Source organism: Actinokineospora fastidiosa (assembly GCF_014648415.1).
In the GTDB taxonomy this organism is placed as follows: domain Bacteria; phylum Actinomycetota; class Actinomycetes; order Mycobacteriales; family Pseudonocardiaceae; genus Actinokineospora; species Actinokineospora fastidiosa.
Window position 1 is genome coordinate 128,113 of the sequence record NZ_BMRB01000001.1, and the last position, 16,849, is coordinate 144,961.

Here is a 16,849-nt window from a genome sequence, read left to right on the forward strand (position 1 = left end):
GAGACGGGCCAGGGTTACCGAGGAGTATCGCGCGGTTAACGCTCGTTCGCGCCCCCGAAGTGGGCGGGGACACTCGTTCTGGATCGGTTCGCCGCTGTGCCAGTATCCGTGGACTTCACCCTGGGGAGACACGGATGCGTATTTCGGCAACAGTCCTGGCTGCCGTTTTGTTAGGTCTTGTCAGCGCGGTCCCGGCCGCGGCGCAGGGCGAGAAGGTCACCATCGCGGTGACGCCGCTCGAACCGGTCGAGGTGACCACCCCGGGACCGGTGGAGTTCACGGTGCACCTGCACCGCCACACGTTCCACCCCGTCGACGTCGCGCTCGTCATCAACAAGGGCGACCTGGACGTCACCGCCGAAGGCTGCGCGGAGGACGAGACCGGACATCTGACCTGCGCGCGCACGCTCGACGGCTCCGACTCGATCACGCTCACCGTCTACCCGCCCGACGAGGAGCCCGAGTACGACACGTACTACTCCCTGTACGCGTGGGCGTTCACGCTGGAGGACGGGTCGCCGGAGGCCACCGGGACCATCGTCGCCGCGACCATCGTGCTGCCCGGCTACAACCCGTTCCCCCGCGAGGTCGAGCCGTCGAGCCGGGAGGGGGCCGTGCCCGTGATCGAGGGCCGGGTCGTCGACTCGGTGACCGGGACGCCGGTGGGCAACGCCACCATCCGGATCAGGAACGACTGGATGGACGCCACCGCCCACAGCGACGGCGAGGGCCGGTACCGGTTCACCCAGACCTCCGACGGGCCGCTGCCCAGCGGCACCTACGCGATGACTGTGGACGCCGTCGGCTATCGGGACTACCGGGCGGAGGTCGAGACGGGGGCTGACCAAGCGGCCGTGCACCGGGTGGTGCTGGTGGCGGACGTCCCGCCACCAGCGCCCGAGAGGCCCGGGACGCCGGTGGCGGTGTGGATCGCTGTCGCCGCGGGGGCGGTCGGGGTCCTGCTGGTGCTCGCGGCGCCCATCGTGGCGCGGCGGTCAGCTCGCGCGCAGTTCCAGGGGCTCGCCGCAGTCCCGGCAGTCCTCGGCCAGGACGTACACGTCGGCGCCGCAGGCGGCGCAGTCGCGGAAGCTGCGGGACATCAGGTCGTCACGACGACGGCGGCCGGAGAACAGGGACCGGAGACTTCGGCCCTCCACGTCGGCGAGGCGGTGTCTACCCATGCGGACATTCACGCCGATGCGGAGGACCAGAGCAAGCCACTGCCGTGATCTGTGCGTTATCTCACGGCAACCTCTGACTCTTCGTCACGTCCCTGACCTGCTGTGTCATCTTCTGGTGACAAATCGGTCATAGTCACGGACCGGTGACGGGCGAGCCGATTGGCCCGTTCCTGCGCGCCGACCAGGTCGTCCGGGAGCGAGTCGGGGACCTCGGTGTCGAAGCGGCGCAGCGTCCGGAGGGCCCAGCCGCCCGCGGTCACCAGGACCAGCAGCACGCCGAAGACGACGTACGCGAAGCCGATGCCCCGGCCCTCCCCGGTGCCGATGACGGCCCCCACGGTGCCCGCCAGCGCGCCGTCGGGGGCCATCAGGGGCTCGAACGCGGCGGTCGCCAGCGGGGCCAGCAGCGCGAACCCGATCGGCAGCGTCGACCAGGACAGCGTCTGGTTGATCGCGAACACCCGCCCGTGGAACCGCTGCGGCACCTTGACCTGCACGATCGTCGCGTAGACGCCCTGGGCGAGCGCCATCGACATCGCCATGAAGAACACCCCGGCCCCGACCGCGACCACGGACGGGTGCACGCCGATGGCCAGGCAGCCCACGGCCGTGCCGAGGTTGAAGCACAGGACCCCGATCATGCGCCGGGCCCTCGGTCCGCCCCACACCGCCATCGCCAGGCCGCCGACCAGCGCGCCCACGGCCTCGGCGAGGGCGATCGCGGCCACGTCGGTGATGTCGCCGAAGGAGAGCACCAGCGGGGTGGTCAGCACGAGCGCGGGGGCGAGGAAGACGTTGCCCAGGGCGAAGTAGCCCAGCATGAGCCGGAAGCCGCGGTGGCGCCACGAGTAGCGCAGCCCGTTGAGGATCGCGGTGGCCAGCGGCTCGCGGGGCCGCCAGCCCAGCAGGTCGGGGAACCGGACGAACAGCACGGTGGTGATCGCCAGGACGTAGCCGCAGACGTCGATGAGCACGATGCCGCGCAGCCCGATCTCGGCCAGCAGGCCTGCCGCCAGGATGGGCATGAGCAGCAGCGCGAACCCGCTGGAGAGCTGGGCGATGCCCATCGCGTGGCCGAGGTAGCGCTTGGGCACCAGCTGCGGCACCGACGACTGGAACGCCAAGCGCTGGAACGATGCCGCGACCTGGCTCAGCGACACGAGCACATAGATGTGCCACAGCTCGATCCGCTCGGACCACAGCAGTCCGGCCAGCACCAACTGGATGGCCCCGGAGGCGCAGCTGGCCACCAGCATCACCCGCCGCCGGTCCACGCGGTCGATGACGCCGCCCGCGATGGGCAGCATGACCACCCCGCACAGCAGCGCCAGCGCCCACAGCAGGCCGAGGTCGGTGACCGAGCCGGTGCGCGTGTAGAGCCAGATCGGGAGGGCGAACGCGGTCAGCGCGGCGCCGGTCGTGGCGACGAGCTGGCCGAGCGCGACGGCGAGGAAGCGCGGCATGCTCGGGGTGATCGACGACGGCGCGCGCGTGCCCACCTTCTGCCAGTCGCGCAGGTCCCACGGCGCGTCGTCACCGCGCTCGGACAGCTCGGCGGTGTCCTCGGCGGCGAGCGCCCGGTGCGTGCGCGAGACGATCTCGGCCAGCTCGTCGGCGCGGTACTTCAGGAAGAAGTGCCCGGCCTCGTCCAGCACGACCAGCGCGAGGGTGTCGCTGAGGAACTGCCACTCGGCGTACCGCTCGGCGTAGTAGTCGGTCACCGGGTCCTGCGACCCGACCACGGAGATGACGGGCGCGCGCAGCTTGTCCGCGCCGCGGTCGAGCAGGTCGGTGAAGTAGTCCTCCGCCGCGCGCGAGTCGGCGCGCATATTGCTGATGATCCGGTCGGCCTGCTCGGGGTCGATCTCGTCGGTGTCCACGCCCATGGACTTCAGCCAGCTCGCGTAGTGCCGGTTGGACCGCAGCTTCTCGATCCGCGTCTTGGCGGCGGCGAACGGGCCCTTGGGGCGGGCGAACGGGAACATCGCGCCGATGTAGACGGCCTCGATGTCGCGGCCGCCGGTCTCCAGCTTGCGGGCGACCTCGGCGGTGATCGCGCTGCCGACGCCGCAGTGCCCGTAGAGCGCGAGCGGGCCGGTGACGCGGTCGCGGATCTCGTCGGCGATGCGGGTGGTCAGCTCGTCGAAGGGCAGCGCGGACTCGTCGAGGCCGACGTCGTGGCCGGGGATGGCCACGCTGTAGAGGGCGTGGTCGTCCGGGAGGGCGTCGGCGAGGGGCTGGTAGACGATCGCGCTGCCGCCGCCGTAGGGGACGCAGACGTAGGTCAGCGCGGGGGCCTTGGTCTTGGTCAGCTCGTAGAGGAGCTTGCGGGGGCCGCTGTCGGTCCCGCCCATGAACTCGGCGAGGTCACGGATGGTGCGGTGGGTGAACAGGTCCATCACACCGACCGGGCGCGCGTCGGGGAGCTTCCTGATCCGCGCCACGACCTGGGTGGCCAGCAGCGAGTGCCCGCCGAGGTCGAAGAAGTCGTCATCGATGCCGACCGCGGGGATGGCGAGCACGTCGGTCCAGATGGCCGCCAGCGCGCGCTCGGTGTCGGTGCGCGGCTCGACCAGCTCGCCGCTGCGGGTGACCTGCGGGGCGGGCAACGCCTTGCGGTCGAGCTTGCCGTTGGGCGTCAGCGGCAGCGCGTCCATGTCCACGATCGCGGTCGGCACCATGTACTCGGGCAGGCGCTTCTTCAGCGCAACCTTGACCTCCGCGTGGTCGGCCCCGCCGACCAGGTACGCGGTGAGGCGCTGGTCGCCGGGCGTGTCCTGGCGGACGATGACCGCGGCGTCGGCGACGCCGGGCAGGTCGCGCAGCGCGGACTCGATCTCGCCCAGCTCGATCCGCAGGCCGCGCAGCTTGACCTGGTGGTCGAGGCGGCCGAGGAACTCCACGGTGCCGTCGCGGCGCCAGCGGGCAAGGTCGCCGGTGGCGTAGCGGCGGGCGCCGGGCTCGTGCGGGTCGGGCACGAACTTCTCGGCGGTCAGCGCGGGCCTGCGGTGGTACCCGCGGGCGACGCCGACGCCGCCGATGTGCAGCTCGCCCGCGACGCCGATCGGGGTCTCCACGCCGTGCCGGTCGAGGATGTGCACCCGCAGGTTGGCGATCGGCGCGCCGATCGGGACGCTGGTGCGGCCGTCGAGGTCGGCGCAGTGCCACGCGGTGACGTCGATCGCGGCCTCGGTGGGGCCGTACAGGTTGTGCAGCTCCGTGCCGGGGAAGCGGGCGGTGAACTCGCGGGCGGTCGCCAGCGGCAGTTCCTCGCCGCTGCAGATGACGCGGCGCAGGCTCGGGCACGCGCTCTGCTCGCCGAGGAAGACGCCGAGCATGGAGGGGACGAAGTGCGCGGTGGTGACCGTCTCGGCGTTGATGAGGTCGCGCAGGTAGCCCGCGTCCTTGTGGCCGCCGGGCTTGGCGATGACGAGCCGGGCGCCGGTCTGCAGCGGCCAGAAGAACTCCCAGACGGAGACGTCGAAGCCGAACGGGGTCTTCTGCAGGACGCTGTCGGTGTCGTCGAGCCGGTAGGCGTTCTGCATCCAATCCAGGCGGTTGACGATGCCGCGGTGGGTGTTGGGCACGCCCTTGGGCCTGCCGGTGGAGCCTGAGGTGTAGATGACGTAGGCGACGTTGTCCGGGGTGGCCCTGGGCGCGGGGTTCTCGGTGGGGCCGTCGGTGAAGTCGTCCTCGATGACGAGGTGGTCCTCGGCGATGTCGGTGAACTCGCGGCTGACCAGCACGGCCTGGGCCTGCGCGTCCTCGATCATGAAGGTGCGGCGCTCGGCGGGGTATTCCGGGTCGATCGGCACGTATGCCGCGCCTGCCTTGAGGACGCCGAGGAGGGCTACCGGCAGGTCCAGGGACCGGTTGGCGCACACGGCGACCAGGGATTCCGGTCCTACGCCTTGCTGGGCGAGCCTGTGCGCGACGCGGTTGGCCTTGGCGTTGAGTTCGGCGTAGGTGAGGGTGCTGCCCTCGAACGCCACTGCGGGGGCGTTCGGGGTGCGTTCTGCCTGGGCCTCGATGAGCGCGTGCAGCGTGGTGTCGGGGAAGGGGGTGGTGGTGGCGTTGGCGGCTGCCGGGAGCGCTTTGTCAGCGTCGGCGCGGATGTCCACCCGGGACACCGGGATGTCGGGGTTCTCGGTGAGCGCGGCGACCAGCGTCCGCCAGCGCTCGGCGATCAGCTCGACGGTGGCGCGGTCGAACAGGTCGGTGTTGTAGACCAGCTTGCCCCAGAGGCCGTCGACGACCTCGACGACGTGCAGCTCGAAGTCGAACCGGGTGGCGCGCAGCTCCATCGGCGTCCACTCGAAGGTGACCTCGCCCGTGGCGGCGTCGTCGGTGAAGCGGCCCATCTCGTAGTTCTGGAGCACGAACATGCTCTGGAACAACGGGGACCGGCTGACGTCGCGGGGGACGCCGAGTTCCTGCACCACGCGGGCGAAGGGGACCTCGGCGTGCTCGAAGGCGTCGAGGACGCTGCGCTTGGTGCGGTCGACGAGCTCGGCGAAAGTGGGGTCGTCGGCGAGGTCGGCGCGCATGGGAAGCATGTTGATGAACATGCCGACGACGTTCTCCAGCTCGGGCGCGGAGCGGCCTGCCGAGGAGACGCCTACCGCGAAGTCGTCCTGTCCACTGTGGCGGGACAGCAGGACTTGGTACGCGGCAAGGAGAATCATGAACAGTGTGCTGTCATGATGGGCTGCTAGCGCGCGTAGGCGGTCGGTGGTGTGTTCGCTGATCGTGAATTCGACGAAATCGCCTTGATAGGTCTGCGTCGCGGGTCGAGCATGGTCGGTGGGGAGGTCGAGCGGCTCGACCCCGGCGAGGCGATCGCGCCAGTAGTCGAGATGCGCCTCTGCGGGCCGGTTCGCCTCCCAGTGCGCGAAGTCCCCGTACTGCACGGGGAGTTCGGGCAGTACGCGGCCGTGGTAGGTGGCGATCAGGTCGCGGAGCAGGACGTCGACGGACCAGCCGTCGCCGACGATGTGGTGTTGGGTGAGCAGGAGGATGTGGTCTTCTTCGGACAGTTGAATGAGCAGCGCGCGCAGCAGCGGTCCCTCGGCGAGGTCGAAGGGCTCCAGCACGGCGCGGTCGACGATCGCCTGGGCGGCGGTCTCGTCGGCGGCCTGCACGTGGCGCAGCGGCACGGCGACATGCTCGGCGACGACGGCGGTAGGCCTGCCGTCGGCGTCGGCGGGGAACCGGGTCCGCAACGCCTCATGCCGCTCGGTGAGCACGGCGAGCGCGGCACGCAGGGCGCCTTCGTCCAGCGGCCCACGCACCCGCAACGGCACGGCGATGTGGTACGCCGCCTCACCGGGAGCGATCTGGTCCATGAACCAGACCCGCTCCTGGGCGAACGACAACGGCGGCGCCACCCCCTCGGGCCGCCGCGCGATCACCGCCCGAGGCGCGACAGACCGCTTACGCAGCCGCTTGGCCAACAGAGCAGCAGCCGCCGCCGAACGGTCGGCAGCCTCCGGGGCTGCGGTCATGGGGCTGACTCCTCGTGGTGGTGCCGGGTACCGGAGACACCGACAGTGGAACGGACGAAGCCGAGGGCACTGTCGGCGACGGCGCTGACGGAACGGGCCGCGCCGGGAACACCGTCGGCGGCGGTGCCGCGGGCGACGGCACCGTAGGCGGGGCCTGCCGTGCCGGGGACACCATCGGCGGCGCTGGCGGGACCGGCCGTACTGGCGGTGCCGCGGGCGACGGTGGTGGCAGTGGAACGGGCGATGCTGGCAGCACCGTTGGCGGCGGTGCCGTGGGCAGGGCGGGCCGCGTCGGGGATACCGGCGGAGGGGGTGCCGTAGCCGGCGCAGGCCGCGCCAGCGACACCGTGGGCGACGGTGCCGTGGGCGACGGTGCCGTGGGCAGCGGTGCCGTGGGCGGGATGGGCCGCGCCGTGGGCGCCGTGGGTGGGGGCGCCCTGGGAGGGACGGGTCCTACCCAGGACACCGCTGGCGGGGGTGCCGCCCGTGCGGCGGGTCATGGTGGAGACGCCCTTGGGTGGGGCTGGTGCCGGGCAGACTCGGGTGAGGGCGCGCTTGGCTCGTCGGCCCTCGGCCGGGTGGGCCGTGCGGGGCATGACCTTGGGGAGTGCGCTGGGGGCCGGCTGGGTCATGGTTGGCCCTCCTGGTCGGCTAGGAGGGCGGCTACCTCGGTGTCGGTGAGGTCGGCTACCTCGGCGGCGATGGCCTTGTCGATCTCGGCGGCGAGGTCGGCGACTACCGGGTGGGCGAAGAGGGCGCGCATGGGGACGTCTACCTCTATCTCCGCGCGGATGCGGGCCATGGCTCGCATGCCGCGGAGGGAGTTGCCGCCCAGGTCGAGGAAGTGGTCGAAGGCGCCTACCTTCGGCACGCCCAGGATGTCGGCGAAGACCTCGGCCACCAGCTCCTCGGCGGGGGTGCGGGGCGCCACATAACCGCGCTCGCGGCGGGTGGGGGTGGGGAGGGCTGCGCGGTCGAGTTTGCCGTTGGGGGTCAGGGGGATGGCGTCGACCGTGATCACGTCGGACGGGACCAGGTGGGTGGGGAGGACCGCGGGCAGGGTGTCCACCGCCCTCCCGGGGTCGCCGACGACGTAGGCGATCAGGCGGGTGTCGTCGGGGGTCTCGTCCTGGTGGGCGATCACCACGGCGGCGCGCACGCCGGGGAGGGCCAGCAGGGCGGCCTCGATCTCGGCTGGCTCGATGCGGATGCCGCGCAGCTTGAGCTGCTGGTCGGCGCGGCCCAGGTACTCCAGGGCGCCGTCGCGGCGGCGGCGGACCAGGTCGCCGGTGCGGTACATGCGGGCGCCGGGCTCGCCGAACGGGCACGGGACGAAGCGGTCCGCGGTCAGGGCGGGGCGGTTGAGGTAGCCGCGGGCCAGTTGCGCGCCCGCCAGGTACAGCTCGCCGACGACGCCGTCCGGCACCGGGGACAGCCCGGCGTCGAGCACGTACGCGTCGGTGTTCCACGTCGGCGTGCCGATCGCGACCGGGCCGGGCGGAAGCTCCTCCCCGGGGACGATCACCGCGGCGACGCTGCCGACGGTCACCTCGGTCGGCCCGTACTCGTTCACCACGGTCGCGTGCGGGTTCGCCGCCCGCCACGGGGCGAGCTGCTCCGCCGTCAGGGCCTCGCCGCCGAGGACGAGGTCGGCGTGCGGGGAGCGGGCGGCGTCCAGCAGCGGGAGCTGGCCGGGCGTGGCCTTGACGAACGCGGGCGCCGCGCCGTCGGCGGGCTCGTCGAGCCCGGCCAGCCGGATGGTGCCGCCCGCCGCCAGCGTGCCCAGCAGACCGGTGACGGTGAAGTCGAACGTCACCGGCGAGTGCAGGAGCACGGTGCCGCTGAGCCCCGGGTAGGTCGCGCGCGCCCACGCCAGGTACGCCGCCAGCGCCCGGTGCTCCACGACGACGCCCTTGGGCTGCCCGGTGGAGCCCGAGGTGTAGAGGACGTACGCGGGATCCGCGGGCAACGCGGCCACCCCCGCCGCGTCCGCCGCGACGGGGACGGCCGCGAGCGAGACCACGTGCGTCGCGGTGCCCTCCGGCAGGAGGGCGGCCGCGTCGGCGGTGGTCAGGGTGAGCCGCGGCCGGGCGTCGGCCAGCAGGGCGGCCAGCCGGGCGGGCGGGTGCTCCACGTCCAGCGGCAGGTACGCCGCCCCCGACTTGAGGACCGCGAGGATGGCGACCACCAGCTCCGGGGAGCGCGGCAGCGCCAGGGCGACGATGTCACCGCGCCCGACCGGCAGGCGCGCCGCCAGCGCGTCGGCGTGGGCGTGCAGCCCGGCGTAGTCGAACGTCCGTCCCTTGGAGACCAGTGCTGGCGCGGACGGGGTGCGGGCCGCCTGCGCGGCGAGCTGGGCGGGGACCAGGTCGGCTGGCGGCTCCCTGCGCTCGCCCCGGCTGGCGGCCAGTACGGCGGCGCGCTCGTCGTCGCCCATCAGCGGCAGGGACGACACCGGGGCGTCCGGGTCGGACACCGCCGCGGCCAGCAGCAGGAGGTAGCGCTCGACGATGGCCTCGGCGGTGCTCCGGTCGAACAGCGCGGTGCGGTAGAGCAGGCGGCTGGTGCCGGTGGTGATGTCGAAGGCCAGGTCGTCCTTGGTCGTGCCCAGCTTCACCTGGTCGAAGCCGGAGTCCGGGACGAAGTTGAACGCCACCTGGAACAGCGGCTGCACCGCGGGGTCGTGCCGGGACACCAGGTCGGCGACGACGGCCTGGAACGGGGTGTCGCCGTGGTCCATGGCGTCGGCCAGCGCCGCGCGGACCCGGGAGACGAGGTCGCCGAAGGCCGGGTCGCCGGAGACGTCGGCGCGCAGGACGACCGGGTTGACGAACATCCCGATCAGGTCCATCAGCTCCGGCCGGTCGCGGCCCGCCGTGGAGACGCCGACGACGATGTCGTCCGCGGCCGACAACCGGGACAGCAGGGCGGCGTACGCGGCCAGCAGCACCATGTACGGGGTCGCCGAGCGCGCCTGGGCCAGTGCGCCGACCCGGTCGAGCAGGCCGGGGGGCAGGTCGAACCAGACCTCGTCGCCGTCGAAGGCCAACCGGTCGGGACGGGGGCGATCGGTGGGCAGGGCGATGACCGGCGGCGCGCCCGCGAGGGTCTTCCGCCAGTGCGCCACGCGGCGCTCCAGTTCGGCGCCCGCGATGTGCTCGCGCTGCCAGACGGCGAAGTCGGCGTACTGGATCTCCGGCTCGGGCAGGTCCACGGTCTCCCCGCGCAGCGCGGCGTCGGCGCGGGTGTGCAGCTCGGTGTCGTAGACGACCTGCGAGCGGCTGTCGAACACCGCGTGGTGCACGACCAGCAGCAGGGTCCACTGGCGCTCGCCCCTGCGCACCAGCTCCGCGCGCCACAGCGGGGGCTGGTCCATGGGGATCGCCGTACGCGCCAGCCGCGAGGCCAGCCCGTCGATGTGCGGCGACTGCTCGTCGTACGGGATGTGCCGCAGGTCGGTGACCGGCGGGTCGACCGGGACGCTCTCGTGCACGACCTGGCGCAGCTCGTCCCCGTCGAGGCGGAAGTGCGTGCGCAGCGACTCGTGCCGGGCCACGACCGCGGCCAGGACCCCGACGACCTGCTCGTGGGTCAGCCCGTCCGGCAGTTCGGTCGGCGCGGAGACGTTGTAGACCGGCGAGGCCGGGTCGAGCTGGTTGGCGAACCAGACCCGCTCCTGGGCGTAGGACGCCGGGAACGCCCACTGCCTGCTCACGACGCCTCCCGCACGGACAGCGGCCGCATGTCCACCCACACCTCATCGATGTGGGCAAGGCACGCGGCGCGGTCGCCGGTGAAGCCCGTGGCGCGCCAGCCCGAGGGCAGCGGCCGGTCGGCGGGCCAGACCGAGTACTGCTCCTCGCCGTTCACGACGACGGACAGGGTCTCCTGCTGGGTCATCACTTGCTCCCGTGCGGCTCGGCCATGGCGACGGCGATCTTGCGGGGGCCGGTGAAGGGCTCCCTGCCGTGCGCGGCGGTCATGTTGTCGACCACGAGGACGTCGTCGCGGTGGTAGTCGAATCGGGTGGTCGCGGCCCGGTAGGCGCCGCGGACGTGGTCGAGGACGTCGGCGGGGATCTCCGCGCCGTCGCCGTAGAAGGTGTTGGTGGGCAGGTCGTCCGGGGCGAACATCGACCGCAGGCCCTCGCTGAGGTCCGCGGGCAGCGTGGTCACGTGGAAGAACGCCATGTGGTTGAACCAGCGCGGCACGTCGGACCCCGGCCGGTAGTGCACAGCCTGCCGGACGGCGCGGGTGCGCAGGCCGTCCTTGCCCTGCCACTGGCACGTGATCCCGCTGCGGGCGCAGTACGCCTCGACCTCGTCGCGCGAGGTCGTGTTGAACGTGTCCTGCCAGGCCGCGCCGAAGTCGGCGTGGAAGTTGCGCACCAGCATCCAGCCGCGCGCCTCGAACTCGGCCCGCACCTGCGGATCGATGAACCGGTACACCTCGCGGACGTCGGCCAGCGGCGTCGCGCCCAGGCTGGTGGGCGGCTCGACGCAGTAGAAGAACAGCGTCAGCGGCCAGGCGGCCTGGTAGGAGTTCTCGTTGTGCAGGAAGATCTCCTCGTCCGGCGGGTAGTCGGTCGAGGTGTAGACGCGGCCCTTGATGGTGCTGCGCGGCGACGAGCGCTCGGTGTAGAGCAGCGGCTCGCCGGACAGCGCGCGCACGACGGCGTCGAAGCCGTCCACGCCGCCGACGTCGAAGCCGCGGAACAGCAGCGCCCCGCGCTCGGCGAGGGACGCGCGCAGCTCCGCGCGCCGGTCGGTGATCAGGTCGGTGATGGCGCGCCCGTCGGGCTCGACGAGCAGCGGCAGCGCCGCGGTGTCCAGGTCGGTCGCGGCGTTCGAGTCAGGCATCGTCGGCGTCCTCTCAGGCGCGGGGGAGACGGCGGATGGTCTGGGTGGGTTCGGGCTCGGGTTCGGCCTCGGCGCGCAGTTCCTCGATCCGCTCGGCCAGCCCGGCGACCGTGGGGACCTCGAACAGGCTGCGCATCGGCAGCCGCACGCCGGTCGCGGAGCGCAGGGCGGCGATGAGCTGCACGGCGACGAGCGAGTTGCCGCCCAGGGCGAAGAAGTCGTCGTGCACGCCGATGGCGCCGACGCCGAGGCTGTCCTGCCAGGCGCGGACGATGACCGCCTCCAGTTCGGTGCGCGGCCCGGCCGACGCGTCGCCCTCGACGACCACGGTCGTCTCGGCGGCGGTGTCGGCCGGGGTGTGCGCGCGGGCGGCGATCTCGGCCACGGACACCGGGGTGATGACGACCTGCGCGCCCAGCCCGGCGGCCAGGCTGCGGCGGAACGCGGCCACGCCGTCGGCGGGCGCGATGTCGCCCGAGGCCGGGTCGCGCCGCCGGGCGGGCGCGGGCGCGGAGCCCAGCCCGCCGGTCACCGCGTCCTGGTCGACGCGGCGCAGCAGGAACTCCGACACCGCGACCAGCTCGCGGCCGTCGTCGTCCACGAGGGACAGGTCGGCGACCACGAGCTCGTCGCCGTCGGAGGGCCGGTAGCGCAGGTGGCTGTGGAAGCGCTCGGGCAGCCGGTCGCGCACGACGACCCGGCCGTAGGACATCGGCAGGTAGGTGCCCGAGCCCCGGCCAGCGCCGAACGCGGTGGCCACGTCGAGCAGCGCCGGGTGCAGCACCCAGTCGTCGCCCTCGGCGGCAGGTGGCGCGACGATCGTCGCCAGTTCCTCGTCGGCGGCGGCGCGGTGCTCGCGCAGCGACGCCCACCGCGGCCCGAAGCTCAGCATGCTCGTGCGGCCGGTGCCGAACCCGGTGGTGGCGTCCAGCGGCTCGGTGCGGGCGGCCACGGCGGAGACGTCCAGCTTCTCCCCCGCCGACTCGCCCCACTCCGCGGCGCCCTGGACGTGCCGGGTGACGACGCCGCCGCGCCTGCCCTGCACGACGAACTCCGCCGTCGTCCCGGACACGGTCAGCACGACCTCGTAGCGCGCCGCGTCGCCGTCCGGCACCGCGAACGGCTCCAGGAAGACGACGTCGCGCAGCTCCACGCTCCCCGCGCCGGGCACGGCCGCGGCGAACGCGGCCCGCGCGCACTCCAGGTGCGCGGTGCCGGGCACGACCGCGGTCCCGCCGATGCGGTGCTCGTCGAGCAGCCAGTGCGTCGCCGGGGTGACGATCCCGTGCGCGACGGCCTGGTCGCCGGTCACCGACAGCGTGGTCAGCACCGGGTGGTCGATGGCGGAGTCGACGGTGACCTGGCCGGACTGGGCGAGCGCCGCGGTCTCCACCGCCATGCCCAGCTCCGCCCAGCCGCCCCAGTTCTGCGACAGCAGCGGGGCGCGCCATCCTCGGCCCGCGCGGGCGTGCGCGTCGAGGAAGGCGTTGGCCGCGCAGTAGTCGACCTGGCCGAACCCGCCGAGGACCGAGGTCACTGACGAGCACAGGACCACGAAGTCCAGCTCGTCGCCGCCGAACACCGAGGCCAGCGCCAGCGTGCCGGTGAGCTTGGGGGCCAGCACCCGCTCGGCCGCCGCCCGCTCCTTGACCTCGGCGACACCGCCGCCCGCGACACCCGCGGCGTGCACGACGCCGTCGAGGCCGCCGAACGCCTCGACCGCGGCCGCGCGCACCCGGCGCAGGCTGTCCACATCGGTCACGTCGGCGGCGAGCACCAGCACCTCGGCGCCCGCGGCCTCCATCCGCCGGATCGCGGCGATGGCCCGCCCGATCCGCGAGGTCGGGCCGTCGCCGTGCACGGCGAGGTGGGTGTCCCACTCCGCGCGCGGCGGCAGACCGGCCCGCGCGGTCAGCACCAGCTTGGCCTTCGCGCGCACGGCGAGGTCCTCGGCCAGGGTGATGCCGATGCCGCCGAGCCCGCCGGTGATCAGGTAGCGGCCGCCGTCGCGGATGCCGTCCTCGGCCTCGGTGAGGCGCACGTCGTCGAACCCGAGCACCCAGCGCCGGTTGCCGCGCAGGGTGACCTCGCGGTCGGTGGCCGGCCTGCGCAGCTCGTCGAGCAGGGCGGCGTCGCCGTCGGCGTCGATGAGCCGCAGCTCCAGGTCGGGCAGCTCGGCGGGCAGCACCCGGGCGATGCCCAGCAGCGTCGCGTGCTCGGGCCGGGTGAGGTCGTCGCCGCGGACGTCGCCGATGCCCGAGCACACGATGTCCAGGCGCGCCGATCGACCGGCGAGCGCCTGCGCCAGGCCCAGCGCGCTGTGGAAGCCGCGCTCCTGCGCCGCCCACACCGCCGCCGGGTCCTCCCCCGCCGGGTCCCCGTCGAGGGCGAAGGCGTGGACGATGTGCTCCGGCAGGTCCGCGCCCAGCGCGGCCACCATGGCCTCGTAGTCGGCGCGCTCGCCGGGCCGCACGGTGAACCCGTCGTCGGTGCGGGCGAAGGCGTCCCCGGCCCGGACCCGCAGGGCGGCCATGCCCTCGGCCAGCGCGTCGGCGCGCGGGCCGTCGCCCAGCAGCAGGACCCGGCCGAGCTGCCCGCGCGGGGCGGTGGCGACGGCCTGGCGCCAGACCGGCACGGCGAACCAGTCGTCGAGCGGGCGGGGGCCGCGCGGCTTGGCGACCGTCTCCTCCGGGTCGGGGTCCACCCAGTAGCGCTTGCGCTCGAACGGGTACACCGGCAGCGGCACCCGGCCAGCGTCGGGCGCCGAGGGCAGCCGCACCGGCAGGCCCAGGGTCCACAGCGTGGCCGCGGCGGTGGCGAAGACCTCCGGCTCGCCCTGGCCCGGCAGGCTGGTCAGCGGGGCGAGGCCGCGCTGGGCCTCGTCGGCCCTGGCCACCTGCATGCGGGCCAGCCCGGCCAGCTGCCTGCCCGGACCGACCTCCAGCAGCTGCCACGGCCCGTCCGCGGCGAGCAGGGTGGCCACGGCCGCGCCGAAGCGCACGGGCTGCCGCAGGTGCGCGGCCCAGTAGGCGGGGTCGGTCGCCTGCTCGTCGGTCAGCCAGTCACCGGTCACATTGGACAGAACCGGGATGGCGGGCGCGGCCAGCGGCACCGACCGCATGAACTCGGTGAACGCGGGCAGGATCGGGTCCATCATCGCCGAGTGGAACGCGTGCGAGGTGCGCAGCGCCTTCGCCTTGACGCCCCGGTCGGCCAGGTCGGCCGCGTACGCCTCGACCGCGGCGGTCTCGCCCGCCACCACGCAGGTGCCCGGGCCGTTCACCGTGGCGACCGAGAGGCCCTCCGGCAGCTCGACGTCGGCCTCGTCCAGCTGGACCGCGAGCATCGCGCCCGGGGGCAGCGACTGCATGAGCCTGCCGCGCTCCGCGACCACGCGCAGCGCGTCCGGCAGGGTGAACACGCCCGCGACGGTGGCCGCGGCGTACTCGCCGATGGAGTGGCCCAGCATCGCCGCGGGCCGCACGCCGACCGACTCCCACAGCCGCGCCAGGGCGTACTCGACGGTGAACAGCGCGGGCTGGGTGTGGCGGGTCTGCCCGATCAGCTCGCCTGTGCCCGGGTCCAGCAGCAGGGCGCGCAGGTCCTCGCCCAGCACGGAAACGCACTCGTCCACGGCGGCGGCGAACACGGGCTCGCGCTCGTACAGCGCCGCGGCCATCCCGGCGTACTGGGAGCCCTGGCCGGAGAACAGGAACGCCACCCTGGGCTCCCCCGCCACCCCGGTGATGCGGCGGCGCTTGGCCTTCAGCGCGGCGACGGCGTCGGCGGTGTCCTCGGCGACCACGGCGGCGCGGTGCGCGTGCGCGGCGCGGCCCTCGCGCAGGGTCATGGCCACGTCCGGCAGCGCGACGTCGGTGTTCGCCAGGTGGTCGGCGAGGTCGGCGACGGCCTTGTCCAGCGCCGCCGCGCTGCGTGCGGACACCTGGATCACCTGCGGGCCCGCCGCGCGCGGCGCGGGCCGGGGCGCGGGCGCCTGCTCCAGCAGCACGTGCGCGTTGGTGCCGCCGATGCCGAAGGAGCTGACCCCCGCGCGGCGCGGCACGCCGTCGGGCTCCCAGCGGGTCAGCGAGTCGGCCACCCAGAACGGGGTCGCGGCGAAGTCGATGGCCGGGTTGGGGCGCTCGTAGTTGATCGTCGGCGGGATCAGCCCGTGCTCCATGGCCAGCACGACCTTGATCAGGCTGATGATGCCCGCCGCCTGCGACAGGTGCCCGATGTTGGACTTCACCGACCCGATGCCGCACCAGCCCCGGTCGGCGGTGTCCTGCCCGTACACCGAGGACAGCGCGGCCACCTCGATCGGGTCGCCGACTGCCGTCCCGGTGCCGTGCGCCTCGATGTAGGTCACGGTGCGCGGGTCGACCCCGGCCATGGCGACGGCCTGGGCGATCGCCTCGGCCTGCCCGTCCTGGCTGGGCGCGGTGAAGCCGACCTTGCCGGCGCCGTCGTTGTTGATCGCGTTGCCGAGCACGACCGCGCGGATGGTGTCGCCGTCGGCGACGGCGTCGGAGAGCCGCTTGATGAGCGCGACGCCGACGCCACTGCCCCACACCGTGCCGTTGGCGCCCGCGTCGAACGGGCGGCAGTGCGCGTCGGGCGAGGTGAAGCCGTCCATGCCGAGGTAGCCGACGCCCTGCGGGAACTCGATGTTGACCCCGCCCGCGAGCGCCATGTCGCACTCGTGGTTGCGCAGCGCCTCGCAGGCCAGGTGGAACGCGACGAGCGATGTGGAGCACGCCGTGTGCACGGTCAGGCTGGGGCCGCGCAGGTCGAGCTTGTACGCCGGGAGGGTCGCCACGTAGTTGGGCGAGTTGCCGGTGGCCAGCGACACCAGGTTGTACGGCGACGCGCCCACCGCGGCGTTGCGCAGCACGTTCTCCCACAGGTAGTCGTTGCCGCCCGTGCCCGCGTAGACGCCGATCGGGCCGTCGTAGCGGGCCGGGTCGTAGCCCGCGTCCTGCAGCGCGGTGAAGCAGGACTCCATGAACAGCCGGTGGTTGGGGCTGGCGACCCGGGCCTCCAGCTCGGACATGCCGAACAGGCCCGCGTCGAACTCGTCGAAGCCGGTGACCATGGGCGCGGCCGACACCCAGCCCGGGTCGTCCACCTCGGCCGGTTTGGCGCCCCTGGCCAGCTGTTCCTCCCGGGTGAATCGGGTGACCGACTCGACGCCGTCGACCAGGTTGCGCCAGAAGGCGGCCGTGTCGGGCGCGCCGGGGACGCGCGCGGCGACGCCGACGATCGCGATGGGCTCCGCGCCGGGAGTGTCTTCTGGGTGGGTCAT

Annotated in this window: 7 protein-coding genes; 1 reads left to right on the plus strand and 6 read right to left on the minus strand. The window is 73.6% G+C overall.

Annotated elements, in window-relative coordinates:
- The first annotated feature begins 167 nt into the window (after nucleotides 1-167).
- On the plus strand, nucleotides 168-1,229 hold the full coding sequence (locus tag IEY98_RS00580) for a carboxypeptidase-like regulatory domain-containing protein (RefSeq protein ID WP_189208308.1): 1,062 nt from the start codon (nucleotides 168-170) through the stop codon (nucleotides 1,227-1,229).
- A gap of 8 nt (nucleotides 1,230-1,237) precedes the next feature.
- Here IEY98_RS00580 and IEY98_RS00585 read toward each other — a convergent pair whose 3' ends face one another.
- From IEY98_RS00585 to IEY98_RS00610, 6 genes are read right to left on the minus strand one after another with little or no spacing between them, the layout of a single operon-like run.
- Nucleotides 1,238-6,685, minus strand: a complete 5,448-nt coding sequence (locus IEY98_RS00585) for a non-ribosomal peptide synthetase/MFS transporter (protein WP_189208309.1) — start codon at nucleotides 6,683-6,685, stop codon at nucleotides 1,238-1,240.
- Nucleotides 6,682-7,317, minus strand: coding sequence for a TrbL/VirB6 family protein (locus tag IEY98_RS00590; RefSeq protein WP_189208310.1), 636 nt, complete (start codon nucleotides 7,315-7,317; stop codon nucleotides 6,682-6,684). The genes IEY98_RS00585 and IEY98_RS00590 overlap by 4 nt, the downstream gene beginning before the upstream one ends.
- On the minus strand, nucleotides 7,314-10,400 hold the full coding sequence (locus IEY98_RS00595; RefSeq protein WP_189208311.1) for a non-ribosomal peptide synthetase: 3,087 nt from the start codon (nucleotides 10,398-10,400) through the stop codon (nucleotides 7,314-7,316). Before IEY98_RS00595 ends, IEY98_RS00590 begins: the two co-directional genes overlap by 4 nt.
- Entirely contained in the window at nucleotides 10,397-10,585 is a 189-nt protein-coding gene (locus tag IEY98_RS00600) for an MbtH family protein (protein ID WP_189208312.1), read from the minus strand. The genes IEY98_RS00595 and IEY98_RS00600 overlap by 4 nt, the downstream gene beginning before the upstream one ends.
- Nucleotides 10,585-11,544: a TauD/TfdA family dioxygenase gene (locus tag IEY98_RS00605; protein ID WP_189208313.1), complete on the minus strand. Its 960-nt coding sequence runs from the start codon at nucleotides 11,542-11,544 to the stop codon at nucleotides 10,585-10,587. Before IEY98_RS00605 ends, IEY98_RS00600 begins: the two co-directional genes overlap by 1 nt.
- A gap of 13 nt (nucleotides 11,545-11,557) precedes the next feature.
- Nucleotides 11,558-16,849, minus strand: coding sequence for a type I polyketide synthase (locus IEY98_RS00610; RefSeq protein WP_189208314.1), 5,292 nt, complete (start codon nucleotides 16,847-16,849; stop codon nucleotides 11,558-11,560).

Excerpts from the sequence above, each read along its gene's own strand:
- IEY98_RS00590 (WP_189208310.1), bottom strand. The coding sequence starts at position 7,317 with ATGACCCAGCCGGCCCCCAGCGCACTCCCCAAGGTCATGCCCCGCACG.
- IEY98_RS00605 (WP_189208313.1), bottom strand. The coding sequence starts at position 11,544 with ATGCCTGACTCGAACGCCGCGACCGACCTGGACACCGCGGCGCTGCCG.
- IEY98_RS00610 (WP_189208314.1), bottom strand. The coding sequence starts at position 16,849 with ATGACCCACCCAGAAGACACTCCCGGCGCGGAGCCCATCGCGATCGTC.
- IEY98_RS00600 (WP_189208312.1), bottom strand. The coding sequence starts at position 10,585 with ATGACCCAGCAGGAGACCCTGTCCGTCGTCGTGAACGGCGAGGAGCAG.
- IEY98_RS00585 (WP_189208309.1), bottom strand. The coding sequence starts at position 6,685 with ATGACCGCAGCCCCGGAGGCTGCCGACCGTTCGGCGGCGGCTGCTGCT.